The sequence below is a fragment of the Nocardia sp. NPDC056541 genome, assembly GCF_042794235.1.
GTDB lineage: Bacteria > Actinomycetota > Actinomycetes > Mycobacteriales > Mycobacteriaceae > Nocardia.
The window spans coordinates 59,974-77,059 of sequence record NZ_JBHTUD010000022.1 but is presented as its reverse complement, the minus strand read 5'-3'; the positions used below and the strand labels follow the sequence as shown (position 1 = coordinate 77,059).

The 17,086-nt window shown below is 69.2% G+C and carries 13 protein-coding genes, 1 tRNA gene and 1 pseudogene; 8 read left to right on the top strand and 7 right to left on the bottom strand.

What is annotated here, in order from left to right:
* Window positions 1–12 precede the first annotated feature (12 nt).
* The 3 genes from ACFQ9R_RS29900 to ACFQ9R_RS29890 are packed head-to-tail and all read right to left on the bottom strand — an operon-like array spanning window position 13 to window position 2,845.
* Window positions 13–618, bottom strand: a complete 606-nt coding sequence (locus tag ACFQ9R_RS29900) for a response regulator (protein ID WP_378995351.1) — start codon at window positions 616–618, stop codon at window positions 13–15.
* On the bottom strand, window positions 618–1,787 hold the full coding sequence (locus ACFQ9R_RS29895; protein ID WP_378995306.1) for a sensor histidine kinase: 1,170 nt from the start codon (window positions 1,785–1,787) through the stop codon (window positions 618–620). The genes ACFQ9R_RS29900 and ACFQ9R_RS29895 overlap by 1 nt, the downstream gene beginning before the upstream one ends.
* Window positions 1,784–2,845: a hypothetical protein gene (locus tag ACFQ9R_RS29890; RefSeq protein ID WP_378995304.1), complete on the bottom strand. Its 1,062-nt coding sequence runs from the start codon at window positions 2,843–2,845 to the stop codon at window positions 1,784–1,786. Before ACFQ9R_RS29890 ends, ACFQ9R_RS29895 begins: the two co-directional genes overlap by 4 nt.
* Before the next feature lie 451 nt (window positions 2,846–3,296).
* On the opposite strand from ACFQ9R_RS29890, the gene dpgA reads away from it, so the two are divergent.
* From dpgA to ACFQ9R_RS29855, 7 genes and pseudogenes are all read left to right on the top strand, one after another.
* Window positions 3,297–4,442: a 3,5-dihydroxyphenylacetyl-CoA synthase DpgA gene (dpgA, locus tag ACFQ9R_RS29885; RefSeq protein WP_378995302.1), complete on the top strand. Its 1,146-nt coding sequence runs from the start codon at window positions 3,297–3,299 to the stop codon at window positions 4,440–4,442.
* A gap of 48 nt (window positions 4,443–4,490) precedes the next feature.
* Complete coding sequence (gene dpgB / locus ACFQ9R_RS29880) at window positions 4,491–5,162, top strand: enoyl-CoA-hydratase DpgB (protein ID WP_378995349.1); 672 nt, start codon at window positions 4,491–4,493, stop codon at window positions 5,160–5,162.
* Window positions 5,159–6,475, top strand: a complete 1,317-nt coding sequence (gene dpgC / locus ACFQ9R_RS29875) for a (3,5-dihydroxyphenyl)acetyl-CoA 1,2-dioxygenase DpgC (RefSeq protein WP_378995300.1) — start codon at window positions 5,159–5,161, stop codon at window positions 6,473–6,475. The genes dpgB and dpgC overlap by 4 nt, the downstream gene beginning before the upstream one ends.
* Window positions 6,472–7,284 carry an enoyl-CoA-hydratase DpgD gene (dpgD, locus tag ACFQ9R_RS29870; protein ID WP_378995298.1) on the top strand — a complete coding sequence of 271 codons (813 nt, stop codon included), beginning with the start codon at window positions 6,472–6,474 and terminating at the stop codon, window positions 7,282–7,284. Before dpgC ends, dpgD begins: the two co-directional genes overlap by 4 nt.
* A 32-nt stretch (window positions 7,285–7,316) precedes the next feature.
* Window positions 7,317–8,363 carry a ketoacyl-ACP synthase III family protein gene (locus ACFQ9R_RS29865; protein WP_378995296.1) on the top strand — a complete coding sequence of 349 codons (1,047 nt, stop codon included), beginning with the start codon at window positions 7,317–7,319 and terminating at the stop codon, window positions 8,361–8,363.
* Between the two features lie 47 nt (window positions 8,364–8,410).
* A pseudogene (locus ACFQ9R_RS29860) lies at window positions 8,411–9,058 on the top strand (polyketide synthase); the annotation flags it as partial.
* Between the two features lie 118 nt (window positions 9,059–9,176).
* Window positions 9,177–12,248 carry a type I polyketide synthase gene (locus tag ACFQ9R_RS29855; protein WP_378995293.1) on the top strand — a complete coding sequence of 1,024 codons (3,072 nt, stop codon included), beginning with the start codon at window positions 9,177–9,179 and terminating at the stop codon, window positions 12,246–12,248.
* 75 nt (window positions 12,249–12,323) lie between these two features.
* Here ACFQ9R_RS29855 and ACFQ9R_RS29850 read toward each other — a convergent pair whose 3' ends face one another.
* Window positions 12,324–12,818, bottom strand: coding sequence for a cupin domain-containing protein (locus ACFQ9R_RS29850; RefSeq protein ID WP_378995291.1), 495 nt, complete (start codon window positions 12,816–12,818; stop codon window positions 12,324–12,326).
* 65 nt (window positions 12,819–12,883) lie between these two features.
* Between ACFQ9R_RS29850 and ACFQ9R_RS29845 the strand changes: the two genes are divergently transcribed.
* Window positions 12,884–13,384 (top strand): MarR family winged helix-turn-helix transcriptional regulator, encoded by a 501-nt coding sequence (locus ACFQ9R_RS29845; protein ID WP_378995289.1) that lies wholly within the window; start codon window positions 12,884–12,886, stop codon window positions 13,382–13,384.
* A gap of 69 nt (window positions 13,385–13,453) precedes the next feature.
* On the opposite strand, the gene ACFQ9R_RS29840 is transcribed toward ACFQ9R_RS29845, so the two are convergent.
* The 3 genes from ACFQ9R_RS29840 to acnA all read right to left on the bottom strand — a co-directional run bounded on the left by ACFQ9R_RS29840 (window position 13,454) and on the right by acnA (window position 17,058).
* Window positions 13,454–13,529, bottom strand: a tRNA-OTHER gene (locus tag ACFQ9R_RS29840).
* 17 nt (window positions 13,530–13,546) lie between these two features.
* Complete coding sequence (locus tag ACFQ9R_RS29835; protein WP_358072240.1) at window positions 13,547–14,116, bottom strand: helix-turn-helix domain-containing protein; 570 nt, start codon at window positions 14,114–14,116, stop codon at window positions 13,547–13,549.
* Between the two features lie 131 nt (window positions 14,117–14,247).
* Entirely contained in the window at window positions 14,248–17,058 is a 2,811-nt protein-coding gene (gene acnA, locus ACFQ9R_RS29830; protein WP_378995286.1) for an aconitate hydratase AcnA, read from the bottom strand.
* Window positions 17,059–17,086: the final 28 nt, after the last annotated feature.

Genomic DNA, 17,086 nt, shown 5'->3' with positions numbered 1-17,086 from the left:
GACCGGTCGAGCTCACAGCCAGCCGGCATTGCGGGCGATGCGGATCGCGTCGATGCGGTTGCGCCCACCGATCTTGGTGATCGCGTTCGACAAGTAGTTGCGCACCGTCGCCGGTGACAGGAACAGCGTGGTGGCGATCTCGTCGGTGCTGATCCCGGTCTCGGCCGCCCGGATCACATCGGCCTCACGGGTGGTGAGCGGACTGGTACCGGTCTCGAGGGCCGCGGCGACCAGGTCGGTGTCGATTACCCGCTCGCCGGCGACAACCTTGCGGATACTGTCGGCCAGCGTCTGCGCCGGTGCGTCCTTGACGACGAAACCGCGCACCTGCGCGTGCAGGGCGCGCAGCAGATAGCCCGGCTGACTGAGTCCGGTCAGGATCAGCACCTGGGTTTCGGGTACCTGTTCGTGAATGAGCTTGGCGACGCTGAGTCCGTCCAGGCCCGGCATGTCGATGTCGAGCAACGCGACATCCGGGCGCGTGCGCAGGATCTCGTCGATGACATGGTCGCCACGGTCCAGTTCCGATACCACGTCCATGTCTTCCTCGCGGGACAGCAGCGCCACCAGCGCGCCCCGGATCATGTGCATATCCTCGGCGACGAGCACGCGAATCATCATGTCCCCCCTGGGATCTCGACGCGCAAGTGAAACAGGCCGTCCTTGCTGTGTCGCGCCGACACGGTACCCGACAACGCCGCCGTCCGCTCCGCCAGTCCGGACAGGCCGTTCCCGGAACCCGGCTTGCGGTGCGCCCCGTCGTTGACGATCTCCAAGAACAGCGTGCCGTCCCGCCGACCGGCTTCGATCCAGCACGTGCGGGCGGTGCTGTGCCGCAGCACATTGGTGATGCCTTCGCGAGTGGCCCACGCGAACGCGTCGTCGACCTCGGGCGCCAGCGGCGGAAGATCGATGTGATGGTGGGTGTCGATCCCGGCGGCCGAGAGCAGGGCGGTGGCCCCGGCGGCTTCCGTGCGCAGGGAGATGGTGTGCTCGCCGAGGGTGACTCGTCGCATCGCCTGCAGGGTCTCGCGGGCGAGTGCGGCGATGCCGTCGATTTCCGATCGTGCCGCGCCCGGATCGCTGGGCAGCAAGGCCGCGGCCAGGTCGCCCTTGAGTGAGACGGCCGACAGGCTCTGCCCGAGGAGATCGTGCAGGTCGCGCGAGACCCGAAGGCGTTCTCGGCCCGCGGCCTGCTCGGCGAGATCGGTGCGGGTGCGTTCGAGTTGGGCCACGGCGCGGACCAGCAGGGCCACGCCGACGAGGCACCCGGCGATGGCGGTGAACACGACCACCACCTCGATGGCGGCCGCCACCGGGTGACGCGACGCGATGCGGTCGGCGGCGAACAGCGTGCCGACCGCGGTGACGGCGATCGGGGCCGCGCAGAGGAGTACGCGCGGCAGGCCGCGTACGAGCAGTGCGGCCGAGGCGACGAAGAACACCTGGCTGATGCCCCACGCCGTCGGTGACCAGACCATCGGTAGGTACACGAGACCACTCAGCAGCGTGAAGGTCATGGGCCAGCCCCGCGGGCGAGGGTCGTCGGCGCTACCGGGCTCGCGGTCCGCGCCGACCGTGCCGAAGGCGTGGTACAGGTGCACGGCGACTACGGCGACCGCCAGTATCCACCACAGCGAGGCCGGGCCTGCCTGCTCGGTTCCGGCGAAGGTCGCCCGTGCGGGCGCCAGCGCACCGGTAGCGCAGGTGGTCCCGACCAGGAGGAACCGCGCGGTCTGCGCGGTCGCCAGCCAGGGGCCGAGGAGCGGGCGCGACACCTCGGTCATCCGAGTTCCCCTGCCGTGGTGGCGGTTCTGGGCTCGATGGCGCAGTCGAGCTGCCAGCGACCCCCCACCTGGCGAACAGTGATCAGCACCGGTTCGGTCGGCCCGTCGCGCAGGAGCCGCGCCAGGAGGTGGCGCAGTTCGGCGCGCAGTGGTTCCTCGTACTGTGCCGGTGGTCCTTCGGCGGGCAGGTCGATGCGGGCAACCACGCCCGCTGCGGCGAGAAGTGTTGTAGTGGAAGCGAGCTCACGGCGAAAGTCGGTCTGCTGGACACTGCGGATCAGTTGCCGCGCCTGGGCGAGGCCGCTACGCGAGGTGGCGACGAGCTCGCCGAGTTCGGCGCGCGCCGACACATGGTCGCTCCGCGCGGCGGAACTCGCCGCGCGATCGGCGGACTCGGTGATCGCCACCAGTGCGGTATGGACGGTTCGGGTGACCGTGCGGTCGATTCGCAGTCGTTCGCGGGCGACGGCCTGTTCGGCGAGCGCCGCACCGGCACTGCGTAGCCGGCGCAACGCGACGACCATCCAGACCAGCGTGTAGACCGCGACCACCCGCATCGCGGTCGTGACCAGCAACCAGATCGCCTCCTGCTCGGTCGCGCCGAGCAATGCCGCCGACGGCGCGACGGCGGCGATCAGCACCACCGCGATCGGCAGGGCGAGCACGGGTCGCAGCGTCAGCGCGACGACCACCGCCACGATGTGCACGGTGTTCAGCCACGCGACACCGAGGACCGGCGCCGCCCCGACCACCAGCACGGCCAGCAGCGCCGAGGTGATGGGCGCTGCCGGTGGGACGGCGTCGCGGACAGCGAAGGCGAGGTGGCGGAGGTAGAGCGACAGGCTCACCGCGAGCAGAGCGGCGGTCACGGCGAGGTCGGGTCGATGCCCGGTGTCGGTGGTGACGGTCGCGATCAGCGTCAGGGTGCCGAGCGCGAGCGCGGCCACGACAGTGCCCGCCGCGGCGATGTCCACGGCGTCGCGGGGAATCCGCGCCGACAGCCCACGCAGCACGCCGAGGGCGGCGCCGGTCCGATCGGGCCGGGTCGCGTTCGACAAGGGCGCACGTTCCAGTATCACCGCTACCACCCCATGACTGTTCCGCGAGCCGCGACCGCCCGCCAGAAACCAATGTAGACGTTCACCGATGACATTCGTCATCGACGAATGTCCACATCTATCTCTAGCCGTGGTTCGAGACCGTGCGGGATTGTGGGAATCGGCCATGCATCGGGGCGGCGGTCACCTGGTAACGAATTCATCCCCCAAGAAATTGGGGCCTGGTGAAATCCATTGGGCGACAGTAGGTTTGGGCTGAACATCGGGTCGCGGGGGCATAGATACCGGGACCGGAACCTTGCGGGGGCAGGTTCGGGCGATCGCCGCCACACCACGCGCACATCACCGTCGATGCGTGCTTCAAGCACTGTTGTTTCTCGCTCGACTGCAACTGCGATAGGCCGTCATTCGCGGCTTTGCGGTGTCTATCGCACAAGATTGGACCTCGATCATGACAACCATCGAGCATCTGTTCGCGCGACGCGTGCACGGCGCCGATCGCGACACCGAATCCGGCACCACCTCGACGACACCGCGCCTGCTCGGGGTGGCGTCGGCGAATCCGCCCACGCGGTACAGCCAGCGCGAGCTGGTCGATCTGCTGGCCATCGACGACCCGAAGATCCGCGGTGTCTTCCTCAACGGCGGGATCGAGCACCGCTATCTCACCCTGCCGCCGGTCGACGACGCGGGACAGTTCCGGTCCGAGTCGCAAGGTGACCTGCTGCGCAAGCATCGACGGCACGGCGTGGACACCGGTTCGGCGGCGATTCGGCGATGCCTGGCCGAGATCGGCAGACAGCCGCGGGACGTGGATTACCTGGTGGCGGTGACGACAACCGGATTTCTCACCCCGGGTTTCAGCGCCCTGCTGATCAACGAGCTCGGTCTCGCGCCGAGCACCGGGCGCCTCGACGTCGTCGGGATGGGGTGCAACGCGGGGCTCAACGGCCTGACCGCGGTGGCCTCCTGGTCGGCCGCCAACCCGGGCAGGCTGGCGGTCCTCGCCTGCTCCGAAGCATGTTCGGCGGCTTACGTTTTCGACGGAACGATGCGGACCGCCGTGGTGAACAGCCTGTTCGGCGACGGCGCCGCCGCCCTCGCGATCAGCACCGGCGAATCCTACGAAGGCGCCGGCACGGACACGCGATCCGGTGCGCCGCAACTGATCGGGCGCGCCAGCTACATGATCACGCGGGCGGTGGACGCGATGCGCTACGACTGGGACGACGATGCCGGCAAGTTCAGCTTCTATCTCGACAAAGAGGTTCCCTACGAGGTCGGCGCCCACGTCGAGCGGGTCGTCGACGAACTACTCGGCGACGCCGGGCTCCGGCGCAAGGACATCGCCCAGTGGATCGTGCACTCCGGCGGCAAGAAGGTGATCGACGCGGTGAAGATCAACCTGGGTCTGACCACACACGACCTGCGCCACACCGTGAGCGTCATGCGCGATTTCGGGAATCTGTCCAGCGGATCGTTTCTGTTCTCCTATGAGCGGCTGCTGGCCGAGGGGCGCGTGGCGCCCGGCGACTACTGCGTCCTCATGACGATGGGTCCGGGATCGCAGATCGAGACCGCGCTGCTGCGGTTCTGAGCGCCGAAGGGCGAAAACCATCCTGTGGAAAGGCAATTCGTGACTGAGATGATCACCACCGAAGTGGCAGCCGACGGTGCGCTCGCACCGGAACTGACCGCGAGCGTGCTCGCGGCAGCGGTGCGGGCCGAGGACGCGTCGGCGGCCGGGGGAGAGTGCGCGGTGGTCCTGCGCATCGGCGGTGCGGCACCGGGTGCGCGATTCGCCTGGCCGGGCCCGGTCAGCGTCGGCGACGTGAACAAATGGGAAGGCGCGCTGCGCCGTCTCGAACAGGTCCCCGCGCCGGTCATCGCCCTCGTCGACGGCGACGCGTACGGGCCCGCCGCGGAGCTCCTGCTCGTGGCCGACTACCGGATCATGGCGGCGGGCACGGTCTTCGAGCTGGCGGCGAGTGACGGCGGGGTGTGGCCCGCGATGGCGGTCTACCGGCTGGCCGGTCAGGCCGGCGGTGGTCCGGCCCGGGAATTGGCGGTACTCGGCAGGGCGCTGTCGGCCGAGCGGGCCAGAGACTGCGGCCTGGTGGACGCCGTGATCGAACCCGGCGCCGACGCCGACTCGATCGCCGCGGGCGCCGCGCTGTTCGGCGCGGTCTCGGGAATCGAGATCGCGATCCGGCGCAGGTTGCTGCTCGACGCGCCGAGCACCCGGTTCGAAGACGCGCTCGGCGCGCATCTGGCCGCCTCGGACCGCGCGCTGCGACGTGAACGGGCGGCATCGTGACCATCGTCATCACCCCGCGCACGATCGTGGGTCAGCTCGACTACGACATGGCCGAATTGCGCGCTGCGGCAACCGAACACGCCGCCTTGCTGGAGTCGCTCGGACCGGTTCCCGACCGGGACGAGACGGCGGCCGCCGCGGCCGCGGCCGCGCACCACGTGCTGCGCCGCCTGCGTCGGCAGTTCCTGCGACGGCACCTCGCTGTCGTCTACGGAACGGCCACCGATGACCTGCGGCGAGGTCTTCGGCTGAGCGCGCTCGCCGCGGCCGTGACTGTGCTGTATCCCGGCCTGCTCCCGAGCACCGCGCAGGTGCACGCCGACGCCGCGGTGCCGCAGCCGGCGAAAGAGGGCTGGGAGATCGATCAGGGCATCTTCTTCCAGGCCGTGTTCGCGGACCCGGTCCTCGGCAATCACCTGCTCGACGCGATGCGCGCGCCCACCGAGGCCGCCCTCGACCTGCTCGCCGACTTCCGCGCTACCGGCTCGATCGCACTGCCTGCCGCGCGCCTCGAGCGCAGCGGCAGCACCTCGACGATCACGATCACCAACACCGAGTGCCTCAACGCCGAGGACAACCAGCACGTCGCCGATATGGAAACCGCGGTCGACCTGGTACTGCTCGACCCCGAGACCCGGGTCGGCGTGGTCCGCGGCGGCGTGATGGACCATCCGCGCTATCGCGGTCGCCGAGTCTTCAGCGCGGGCATCAATCTCGCCCACCTGCACCAGGGCAAGATCTCCTTCCTCGACTTCCTGCTCGGACGCGAGACCGGCTACATCGCGAAGATCCTGCGCGGACACACCGAGGACGCGGCGCGCTGGCCCGCCGTCCCGGTCACCAAACCCTGGGTCGCGGCCGTCGATTCGTTCGCGATCGGGGGCGGAGCACAGCTGCTCATGGTCTTCGATCGGGTCATCGCGGCGACCGACAGCTACGTCAGCCTGCCCGCCGCGCAGGAGGGCATCATCCCGGGCGTCGCGAACCTGCGCCTGGGACGATCGGCGAACTTCCGGCTCTCGCGGGAGGTGATCCTGTGGGGCCGCAAGATCTGGGCGACCGAACCGGAGGCGCGGTCGCTGATCGACACCGTCGCCGAACCGGCCGACATGGACCTCGAAATCGGCAAGGCCGCAGCCAGACTCGCCTCGCCCGCCGTGGTCGCCAACAAGCACATGCTGGTCGTCGCCGAGGAACCACAGGACGTGTTCCGCCGCTATCTGGCGGAATTCGCGCTGCACCAGGCGTTGCGGCTGTACTCCCCGGACGTCATGGCCAAGACCGAGCGGTTCGACCGCAAGGCGCCGCGATGACCACCGTGGCGCCGTCGAGCACCGTCGAGTACCGCAAACACGGCCATCTCGCGACCGTGGAACTCAACCGGCCGCGGGTGCTCAACGCGATGAATCGCGCCATGCACGCCGAGCTGGCCGAGATCTGGGACGACATCGAAGCCGACGACGACATCTGGGCCGTCGTGCTGAGCGGGGCGGGGCGGCGGGCGTTCTCGGTCGGGCAGGACCTGACGGAACTGGCCGAGCGGATCGGCGACGGCGCCCCGACCCGGTCCTCGTTCGGCAGCGCGGGAAAGCCGGGGTATCCGCGGCTGACCGAACGCTTCTCCTTCGCGAAACCGATCATCGCGAAGGTGTCCGGGTACGCGCTCGGCGGTGGGTTCGAGCTCGCGCTCGCCTGCGACATCGTGATCGCGTCGACCGACGCCCGATTCGGGCTCCCCGAGGCGAAACTGGGGCTGATCCCGGGCGCGGGCGGGGTCTTCCGGCTGCCCCGGCAGGTGCCCTACCGCGTCGCGATGGGGCATCTGCTGACCGGCCGCCCGATGTCGGCCACCCGGGCCTACGAGCTCGGGGTGGTCAACGAGGTGGTCGACGAATCGGAACTGGACGCGTGCGCCGACCGCTGGGCCGCCGACGTGCTCGCCTGCGCGCCCCTGTCGATTCGCGCGATCAAGGAATCCGCCGCGCTGTCGGCGAATCTGCCACTGCCCGCCGCCTTCGAGGCCGACTACCCGTGGGAGCGCGTCCGCGCGGACTCGTCCGACGCGACCGAGGGCCCGCTGGCCTTCGCCGAGAAACGTCTACCGCACTGGACCGGGCGGTAGGACCAGACCGACTCGATTGCTTGAGGATCTTCATGCGAACACCCGATACCTACATAGCCGCCCTCGGCTCGTTCCTCCCCTCGACCGTCACCACCGAACAGGCTGTCGCACAGGGCTTGTACTCCGCCGAGACCGCGGAGATCCACGAGCTCGGCGGCGCGGCGGTGGCCGGTCCGATCCCTGCCCCGGAGATGGCGTTGCGCGCCGCGGAAGTCGCGGTGAAACGGTCCGGTCTGGCCGCCGACGAATTCGATCTGCTGCTGTACGCCAGCACCTGGCTGCAAGGCCCGGAGGGCTGGCTGCCGCACCCCTACCTGCAACGTCATCTCGTCGGGCCGATCCCGGCGCTGGAGATCCGGCAGGGTTGCAACGGCATGTTCGCCGGCCTGTCGATGGCATTCGACTACCTGCGCGCCGATCCCGACCGGCGGACCGCGCTGTTGGTGGCGGCCGACAATTTCGGCACCCCGCTGATGGACCGGTGGCAGATGTCGGCGCTGTTCGTCGCCGGTGACGCCGCCTCCGCGGTGGTGCTGAGCAAGACCGACGGCTTCGCCCAGCTGCTGTCGGTGTGCCACACCTCGATTCCCGAAGCCGAGGAGATCCACCGGGCCAGTGAACCGATGTTCCCGCCCGGTGTCTCGCTCGGGAAGTCGCCCGACTTCTTCGCCCGGCTGCAGGAGATCACCGCCAAGGTGGCCGCAGCGCCCGATTCGCCCTTGGGCGCGGCCCTGGCGCGGGTGCGCGAGCAGATCCCGGTGGTGGTCGGCCAGGCGCTCGCCGATGCGGGCATCGAGCTCGGCGACATCGCCCGCGTCGCGTTCCTGAACTGTTCGCGCGAGGCCACCGAACAGCGGTGCATGGTGCCGCTCGGTTTGCCCATGGAGATGTCGACCTGGGAATTCGGGCGCGACATCGGCCACTGCTCGGCCAGCGACCAGATCCTGTCGTTCGAGCATCTGATCACCACGGGTCAACTCGGGCCCGGTCAGTACATGCTGCTGTTCGGCTCGGCGCCCGGCGTGCTGCTGTCGGCCGCGGTCATCAAGGTTCTGCGTGATCCGGGGTGGATCGCGTGACCGTCCATCCCGATCCCACGTCCGTCGCATCCAGGAACGAGAACGCTATGTCCCACCCTGTCTCCGGCAACGCCTCCCACACCCCGGTCGATCCGGTGGCGGTGATCGGCATCGGCTGTCGCTTCCCCGGCGGCGTCGGTTCCCCCGCCGACTTCTGGCAACTGCTCTCGGCCGGGCGCGACACCTACGGCGAGATACCGCCGGAGCGCTGGTCGCGATATCGGCACCGCACACCACAATTCGCGACCGCCATCCAGAACACCGTGACCCGAGGCAGCTTCCTCGACGAGATCGAGCGCTTCGACGCGGAATTCTTCGGCATCTCCCCGCGTGAGGCCTCGCTGATGGACCCGCAGCAGCGGTTGCTGCTCGAGGTCACCTGGGATGCGCTCGAGCAGGCCGGGATCGCGCCGCGAGAACTCGCGGGCAGCGAGACCGGTGTGTTCGTCGGCGTCTGCACGGGTGACTACGGTGCGCTGATGCTGGAGGACCTGGCGAGCATCGAGGCGTGGACCGGCATCGGCGCGGCGACCTGCGCTGTCGCCAACCGGTTGTCGCACTCGTTCGATCTGCGCGGACCGAGCATCGCGGTGGACACGGCATGCTCGGCCTCGCTGGTGGCGCTGCACCTGGCCGCCCAGAGCCTGCGCAACGGTGACTGCGATCTGGCGATCGTGGGCGGGGTGAACCTGATCGTCACCCCCGGCCAGACGATCACCCTCGACGCGGCGGGCGCGCTCGCCCCCCGACGGCCGCAGCAAGGCCTTCGACGCCTCGGCCGACGGCTACGGCCGTGGCGAGGGCTGCGGCGTCGTGGTGCTGCGCCGCCTGGACAGCGCGCAGCGCGCGGGCGAGGAGGTGCTCGCGCTCATCCGGGGCAGTTCGGTGAATCAGGACGGCCGGACCAACGGGATCATGGCGCCGTCGGGCGAAGCACAGGCTCACGTCATGGCGCGGGCCTGCCGCAACGCCGGAATCGACCCGGCCACAGTCGATTTCGTCGAGGCGCACGGCACCGGCACCAGATTGGGCGACCCGATGGAAGCCGAGGCGCTCGCCTCGGTGTACGGATCGGTGCGTCCGGTCGGCGACCCCTGCCTGATCGGGTCGGTGAAATCGAACATCGGCCACCTCGAGGGGGCCGCGGGCGTGGCCAGTGTGATCAAGACGGTGCTGGCGTTGCGGCACGCCGAGATCCCGCGCACGCCGCTGTCGACCGAGCTCAATCCGGAGATCCCCTGGGACACTTCGGGTATTCGGCTCGCCACCGAGCACACCGCGTGGTCCGAGGGCAGCAGTCCGCGGCGCGCGGGCGTCTCGGGCTTCGGCTACGGCGGCACCGTCGCGCACCTGGTGCTGGAGGAAGCGCCCGCCGCGCCCGTGCCACCAGTCGCGCCGCCGCGGACCGAGCTCGACGGGCTCCGGCTGTTTCCGCTCTCGGCGGCCTCCGATGCCGCCCTGCGCGCGTACGCGGATCGGCTCGCGGAGTGGGTCAGCGACCGGGCGGGCGCGGTGTCGCTCGACGCCGTCGGCCGCACCCTGTCCCATCACCGGTCGCGACTGAACCACAACGCGGCCGTGGTGGCCCGCGACGAGCACGAGTTGATCGCACGACTGCGGGAACTGGCCGCCGCACGGCCGGACCCCGGCGTCGTGACGGGAACCGTGGCCGCCGAATTCGGTAAGGGCCTGGTGTGGGTCTTCTCCGGACACGGTTCACAGTGGCGCGGAATGGGACGCGAGCTGCTCGCCGTGCCCGAGTTCGCGGCGGTGGTCGACGAGGTGGAGCCGATCTTCCTGGCCGAGATCGGCTTCTCGCCGCGACAGGTACTGATCGACGACGAGATCGACGGCGTCGACCGGATCCAGACCATGATCTTCGTGATGCAGACGGGTCTGGCCGCGATGTGGCGAGCGTACGGGGTGACCCCGGACGCCATCATCGGCCACTCCGTCGGTGAGATCGCCGCCGCCGTGGCCAGCGGGGCGCTGCCGCTCGCCGACGGCGCCCGGCTGATCTGCCGGCGTTCGATCCTGCTGCGCCGGGTCGCGGGCAACGGCGCGATGGCGATGGTGACGATGTCGTTGCGGGATGCCGACGAAAAGCTGGGCGGCAGAACAGATCTGGTGGCCGCGATCGCGTCGTCGACAGTGTCGAGTGTGCTCTCCGGTGACCCGAGCGCGATCGAGGAGGTGCTCGCGCAGTGGCCCGACGACGGGATCGGAGTGCGCCGCGTCGCCTCCGATGTGGCGTTCCACAGTCCGCACATGGACCCGCTGCTCGCCGAGCTCGCGGCGGCGGGCGCCGACCTGGACTATCGCCCGCATTCGGTGCGGATGTACTCGACCGCGCTGCTCGACGCGCGTGCCGAACCGGCGGCCGACGCCGAGTACTGGGTCGCGAACCTGCGAAATCCCGTGCGGCTGGCGGGCGCCGTCGAAGCCGCGCTGGCCGACGGATTCCGCGACTTCCTCGAGATCTCGCCGCACCCGGTCGTCGCCCACTCGATTCGGGAAACGCTCGGCGAGAGCGGAATCGACGACGCGTTCGTCGGCACGACCCTGCGTCGCGACGTGCCGGAGCAGCAGGCCTTCCTGGCCGCGCTCGGCACCGTGCACTGCCGGGGACTGCTCGTCGACCTGGACCGCCTGCAGCCGCCCGCGGCGCAGGCGGATCTGCCCGGCTACGCGTGGCAGGGACGTCGGCTGTGGCACGCCCCCTCGGTGGCCGGTCGGGTCCCCGGCCAGGGGCACGCCGCGACCTCGCACACGTTGCTCGGCACCCCGAGCACCGTCGCGGGCAGCGATCTGCGGATCTGGAACACGGTGCTGGTGGACGAGAACCGCCCCTATCCGGGTAGCCACGCGCTCAACGGCGCCGAGATCGTCCCCGCCGCCGTGCTGGTCGAGACCTTCCGGCAGGCCGGTGTGCTCGGTGACGCCGCGATCGAGCTCGCCGGGGTGGCGATGCGCCATCCCCTGCTGACCGACGGTGAGCGTGAGGTGCAGGTCGTGCACGATCCGGATCGTGGGCTGCTGCGGATCGCTTCGCGGACACCGGGTGAGGACCCCGAGCAGGAAGCCGCCTGGCTGATCCACGCCGAGGCATCCTCGGTGCCGGTCGCAGCCGGGGTGCCGCTGCCCACGGCCCTGGACGACCCGGCGGCGCGCCGGATGTTCCCGGTCGAACCGGGCGTGGTCCACCAGCGACTGGCCGCGGTCGGGGTGCCCGAAACCGGGTTCGAGTGGCGTGTCGAGGAATTGCTCTTCGGCGCCGACGTGGTGCGCGCGCGAGTGCGCGTCGCGGCAGGCGGCAGCGCCACCTGGGCACCGGTACTCGATGCGGTGATGTCGATCGCGCCCGCCGCGTTCGGCGGCGAACCGGTCCTGCGGATGGTGGTCCAGATCGATGACGTGCGCTGTGCGGGTGAGCCGGCCGACGAGGTGATCATCGAGGTGGCCCTGGATCCGAAGCGCACCGATGTCGTGGACGGGCTGGTCGCGTCGACGGACGGCACGGTGATCGCCCGGGTCAGCGGAATGGAGTATCCGGTCATCGACCGTCCGGTCGAGGACGATTCAGCGGCAGGCTCGGCGCTGTCCGGTCCGGTGCTGTCGCTGGAGAACCTGACCACCGAGCAGGTGCGGGAGCTGATCGCGGCGGAGGTGTCGGGCACGATCGCCGCCGAGATGCGCTTGCCCGATCCGGCGGATCTGAATCCGCGCCGTCCGCTGCTGGAACAGGGACTCGATTCGGTGATGACGGTGACCATTCGCAAGAAGCTCGAGAAGCGGTTCGGCCACAAATTGCAGGCCACCGTCTTCTGGCAGCAGCCGACCGTTGTTGCGATCGCCGATCATCTGACGGAGATGCTGACGGCGTAGATCAGTGTCCTGCCGCCGTGCCGAGGCCTCGATCAGGCCCGGTACGGCGGCAAGGGCCGCGTTCTGCGCCACGGCTCAAACCCGGTGGGCGTTGCGCTCGTCCCACCACGCGGGCGCGTCGACGAAGTGGTTGTCGAATTCCTCCTGGGCGGCGACGAATTCCTCGTGGGTCGCCGTGCCGTGGATGAGCCGATCGAGCAGGCGGAAGTACTCGAAGCGTTCGACGCCGGGCATCAGGGCGATGAGGATGCGCGCGCCGCTGTCCGGGGTGGCGCCGAAGGCGTGCGGCATCTGCCGTGGGACGACCAGCGAGCCGCCCGCGCCGACGGTGAGGATGCGATCGCCCGCCATGACCTGGAGTTCGCCGTCGGCGACATAGAACAGCTCGTCGGAACGGGTGTGGAAGTGCGGAGCGGCGCCGTCGGCACCCCGCGCCATGGTGACCTCGAGGGTGCTCACCGCGCCGTCGCTGGCGTTCGCGTCGGTGAGCAGGCGCATCCGCACGTTCTCGGTGCCCAGTGTCTCGGCATCCTCGGGCAGGCAGAGGGCGATGTCGCGGGTGTTCGTCATGACCATTCCGTTCGTCGGTTGATAATTCGCTACCGAACTATATCTCAGCGAATAGAATCGTGTCCATGGATGAACGCGAACCGGACGTGGTGGATGCGATCACGGCGCAGTGGCAGCGGGAGCGACCCGAACTGGAACTCGAGGCGATGGCGGTCTTCGGCAGGCTCGGCAGGCTGATGAACATCGCCATGGCTCGGATCGAAAACGTCTTCGCCGCACACGGTTTGCAGCGTGGTGAGTTCGATGTGCTTGCGGCACTGCGTCGTTCGGGCTCGCCCTTCGAACTCAACCCGTCGGTGCTCGCCGACACTCTGATGCTGTCGCGCGCGGGGATGACCGGCCGCATCGACCGGCTCGAAGCGGCGGGCCTGGTCGTCCGGATCGCCGACCGCGAGGATCGTCGCGCCGTGCGGGTGGCGCTCACCGAGCAGGGCCGGGTGCTGGTCGACACGGTGGTCGTGGCGCACACCGAAAACGAGACGGCGATGCTGTCGGTGCTGACGCCCGCGGATCGGGCCGCCCTGGACCGGATCTCGCGAACCCTGCTCGATGGCTGGGCGAGCTGACCCGCCGATCCCGGCCGGGGAAAGGGCGCCCCGTGGTGATCCCGCCGTGCGCAATCGGCGAAAGTTCGGTGGCCATGGAGGCGGGAATCGAACCCGCGACATCCGTCCTGTGGAGTCGGCGTTCTACCTGCTGAACTACTCCATGGCCACGCCGAGCCTAACTCAGGATTCCTTGCGCCGCACCGAGGCTTCGACGAGATCCAGTACGGCGGAAAGGTTTTCGTTGGTGTGGCCCGAAGCGATGCGGGCGATGAGGCCGTCGAGAACCAGGTCGAGGTAGCCGAGCAGGACGTCGGTGGGGACGTCGTCGCGCAGGGCTCCGGCGGCCTTGCGACGCTCCAGGCGGGCGAGCGTCGCGGCGGTCAGTTCGGCCGAACGCTGGGTCCAGCCCGCGCGGAATTCGGGGTCGGTGCGGACTCGGCGCGCGATCTCGAGGCGGGTGCCCAGCCAGTTGAATTCCTCCGGGCGGGCGAGCATATCGCGCATCACCTGGACGATGCCCTGGTTGGCGGCGACTTCGGCCATGCGTTCGGCGTCGTCCTTGGCCAGGGCGAAGAAGAGAGCGTCCTTGTCACGGAAATGGTGGAAGATCGCACCGCGGGACAGGCCGATGGCCTCCTCCAGGCGGCGCACGGTGGCGCCGTCATAGCCGTATTCGGCGAAGCAGCGTCGTGCACCGTCGAGGATCTGGCTGCGGCGCGCGGCGAGGTGGTCGTCGCTGACCTTGGGCATGATTCCTCCAACTAGCGGATACACGGACCCCCGCCCCGGCGAACCGAGACGGGGGCTGTCGCATTATTCACGGGCACACGAATGCCCTTGTGGCGCAACATCTCACGATGTCACGCCACCGGATCGAGCAGTTAGCCGCGGATCATGTTGCGCAGCACGTACTGCAGGATGCCGCCGTTGCGGTAGTAGTCGGCCTCACCGGGGGTGTCGATGCGCACGACCGCGTCGAACTCGGTGACCTTGCCGTCTTCGGCGGTGGCGGTGACCTTGACGGTCTTGGGGGTGACACCCTCGTTGAGGGCGGTGATGCCCGCGATGTCGAAGGTCTCGGTGCCGGTCAGGCCCAGCGACGCGGCGGACTGCCCGGCCGGGAACTGCAGCGGCACAACGCCCATGCCGATCAGGTTGGAGCGGTGGATGCGCTCGAACGACTCGGTGATGACGGCCTTCACGCCCAGCAGGCTGGTGCCCTTGGCGGCCCAGTCACGCGAGGAGCCCGAACCGTATTCCTTGCCGCCGAGCACGACCAGCGGGATGCCCGCGGCCTGGTAGTTCTGCGAGGCGTCGTAGATGAACGCCTGCGGGCCACCGTCCTGGGTGAAGTCGCGGGTGTAACCACCCGAGACATCGTCGAGCAGCTGGTTGCGCAGCCGGATGTTGGCGAAGGTGCCACGGATCATGACCTCGTGGTTACCGCGACGCGAGCCCAGCGAGTTGTAGTCCTTGCGGGCCACACCGTTGGCGTCGAGGTACTGCGCGGCCGGAGTGCCGGGCTTGATCGGGCCCGCCGGGGAGATGTGGTCGGTGGTGACCGAGTCGCCCAGCAGCGCCAGCACGCGAGCGCCGGAGATGTCGGTGACGGGGGACGGATCCATCGACATGCCGTCGAAGTACGGCGCCTTGCGCACGTAGGTCGACTTCTCGTCCCACTCGAAGGTGTCACCCTCCGGGGTGGCCAGGCCCTGCCAACGCTGGTCACCGTCGAAGACGGTGGCGTAGGAGTTGCGGAACATGTCCTGGCTGATCGAGGACTTGATGGTGTCGTCGATTTCCTGCGGCGACGGCCAGATGTCCTTCAGGAACACCTCGTTGCCCTCGGTGTCGGTGCCGAGCGCGTCGGTCTCGAAGTCGAAGTCCATCGTGCCCGCGAGCGCGTAGGCGATGACCAGCGGCGGGGAGGCCAGGTAGTTCATCTTCACGTCGGGGGAGATGCGGCCCTCGAAGTTGCGGTTACCCGAGAGCACCGCGGTGACCGAGAGGTCGTTGTCGTTGATCGCGGCCGAGATCTCCTCGGGCAGCGGGCCGGTGTTGCCGATGCAGGTGGTGCAGCCGTAGCCACCGACGAAGAAGCCGAGCTTCTCGAGGTAGGGCCACAGACCGGCCTTCTCGTAGTAGTCGGAGACGACCTGCGAGCCCGGCGCCATGTTGGTCTTCACCCACGGCTTGGTCGACAGGCCCTTCTCCACCGCGTTGCGGGCGAGCAGGGCGGCGCCCAGCATGACCGACGGGTTGGAGGTGTTGGTGCAGGAGGTGATGCCCGCGACCACGACGGCGCCGTGATCGAGGACGAAGTCGCCGCGCTCCTGGGAGCGCACCTGCACCGGCTTGGACGGGCGACCCGCGGCGCCGTTGGCGGCCGAGTGGGCGGGGGTGTAGCTGTCGTTCGCCGAGGAGGCCGACACCGAGACCGGATCCGAGGCCGGGAAGGTCTCGTCGACGCCTTCGTCGAGCGCGGTGAAGTCACCGGTGACGTAGTCGCCGATGTCGGAGCGGAACGCCGACTTCGACTCGCTGAGCAGGATGCGGTCCTGCGGGCGCTTCGGGCCCGCGATGGAGGGTACGACGGTGCCCAGGTCCAGCTCCAGGTACTCCGAGTACGCGGGCTCGTTGTCGGCGTCGTGCCACATGCCCTGTTCCTTGGCGTACGCCTCGACGAGCGCGAGCTGCTCGTCGGTGCGGCCGGTCAGGCGCAGGTAGTTGATGGTCTCCTCGTCGATCGGGAAGATCGCCGCGGTGGAACCGAACTCCGGGCTCATGTTGCCCAGGGTGGCGCGGTTCGCGAGGGGCACCTCGGACACGCCGGCGCCGTAGAACTCGACGAACTTGCCGACCACGCCGTGCTTGCGCAGCATGTCGGTGACGGTGAGCACCACGTCGGTGGCGGTCACGCCGGGCACGATCTCACCGGTCAGCTTGAAGCCGACGACGCGCGGGATCAGCATGGAGACCGGCTGGCCGAGCATCGCTGCCTCGGCCTCGATGCCGCCCACACCCCAGCCCAGCACGCCGAGGCCGTTGACCATGGTGGTGTGGGAGTCGGTGCCGACACAGGTGTCGGGGTAGGCCTGACCGTTGCGAACCATGACGGTCGGGGCCAGGTACTCGATGTTGACCTGGTGGACGATGCCGACGCCCGGGGGGACGACCTTGAAGTCGTCGAAGGCGCCCTGGCCCCAGCGCAGGAACTGGTAACGCTCGCCGTTGCGCTCGTACTCGAGGTCGACGTTGCGCTCCAGTGCGTCCGCGCGGCCGAAGACGTCGAGGATCACCGAGTGGTCGATGACCATGTCGGCGGGCGAGAGCGGGTTGACCTTGCTCGGGTCGCCACCGAGGACGGTGACGGCCTCACGCATGGTGGCCAGGTCGACGATGCAGGGCACGCCGGTGAAGTCCTGCATGATCACGCGCGCGGGGGTGAACTGGATCTCGACGCTCGGCTGCGCCGAGGGGTCCCAGTTCGCGATCTCGCGGATGTGATCGGCGGTGATGTTGGCGCCGTCCTCGGTGCGCAGCAGGTTCTCTGCCAGCACCTTCAGGGCGTAGGGCAGCTTCTCGGTGCCGGGAACAGCCGAGAGACGGAAGATCTCGTAGGAGTTGCTTCCGACCTCGAGCGTGCCCTTGGCGCCGAAGGTATCAATCTTCGTCACGTCAGCTCCACTCATGTGTGAGGGTGTGCCGCCGGCGGGGCTG

Excerpts from the sequence above, each read along its gene's own strand:
- dpgD (WP_378995298.1), top strand. The coding sequence starts at position 6,472 with ATGACCACCGTGGCGCCGTCGAGCACCGTCGAGTACCGCAAACACGGC.
- acnA (WP_378995286.1), bottom strand. The coding sequence starts at position 17,058 with ATGAGTGGAGCTGACGTGACGAAGATTGATACCTTCGGCGCCAAGGGC.
- ACFQ9R_RS29845 (WP_378995289.1), top strand. The coding sequence starts at position 12,884 with ATGGATGAACGCGAACCGGACGTGGTGGATGCGATCACGGCGCAGTGG.
- ACFQ9R_RS29865 (WP_378995296.1), top strand. The coding sequence starts at position 7,317 with ATGCGAACACCCGATACCTACATAGCCGCCCTCGGCTCGTTCCTCCCC.
- ACFQ9R_RS29835 (WP_358072240.1), bottom strand. The coding sequence starts at position 14,116 with ATGCCCAAGGTCAGCGACGACCACCTCGCCGCGCGCCGCAGCCAGATC.
- dpgB (WP_378995349.1), top strand. The coding sequence starts at position 4,491 with ATGATCACCACCGAAGTGGCAGCCGACGGTGCGCTCGCACCGGAACTG.
- ACFQ9R_RS29900 (WP_378995351.1), bottom strand. The coding sequence starts at position 618 with ATGATTCGCGTGCTCGTCGCCGAGGATATGCACATGATCCGGGGCGCG.
- dpgA (WP_378995302.1), top strand. The coding sequence starts at position 3,297 with ATGACAACCATCGAGCATCTGTTCGCGCGACGCGTGCACGGCGCCGAT.
- ACFQ9R_RS29850 (WP_378995291.1), bottom strand. The coding sequence starts at position 12,818 with ATGACGAACACCCGCGACATCGCCCTCTGCCTGCCCGAGGATGCCGAG.
- ACFQ9R_RS29895 (WP_378995306.1), bottom strand. The coding sequence starts at position 1,787 with ATGACCGAGGTGTCGCGCCCGCTCCTCGGCCCCTGGCTGGCGACCGCG.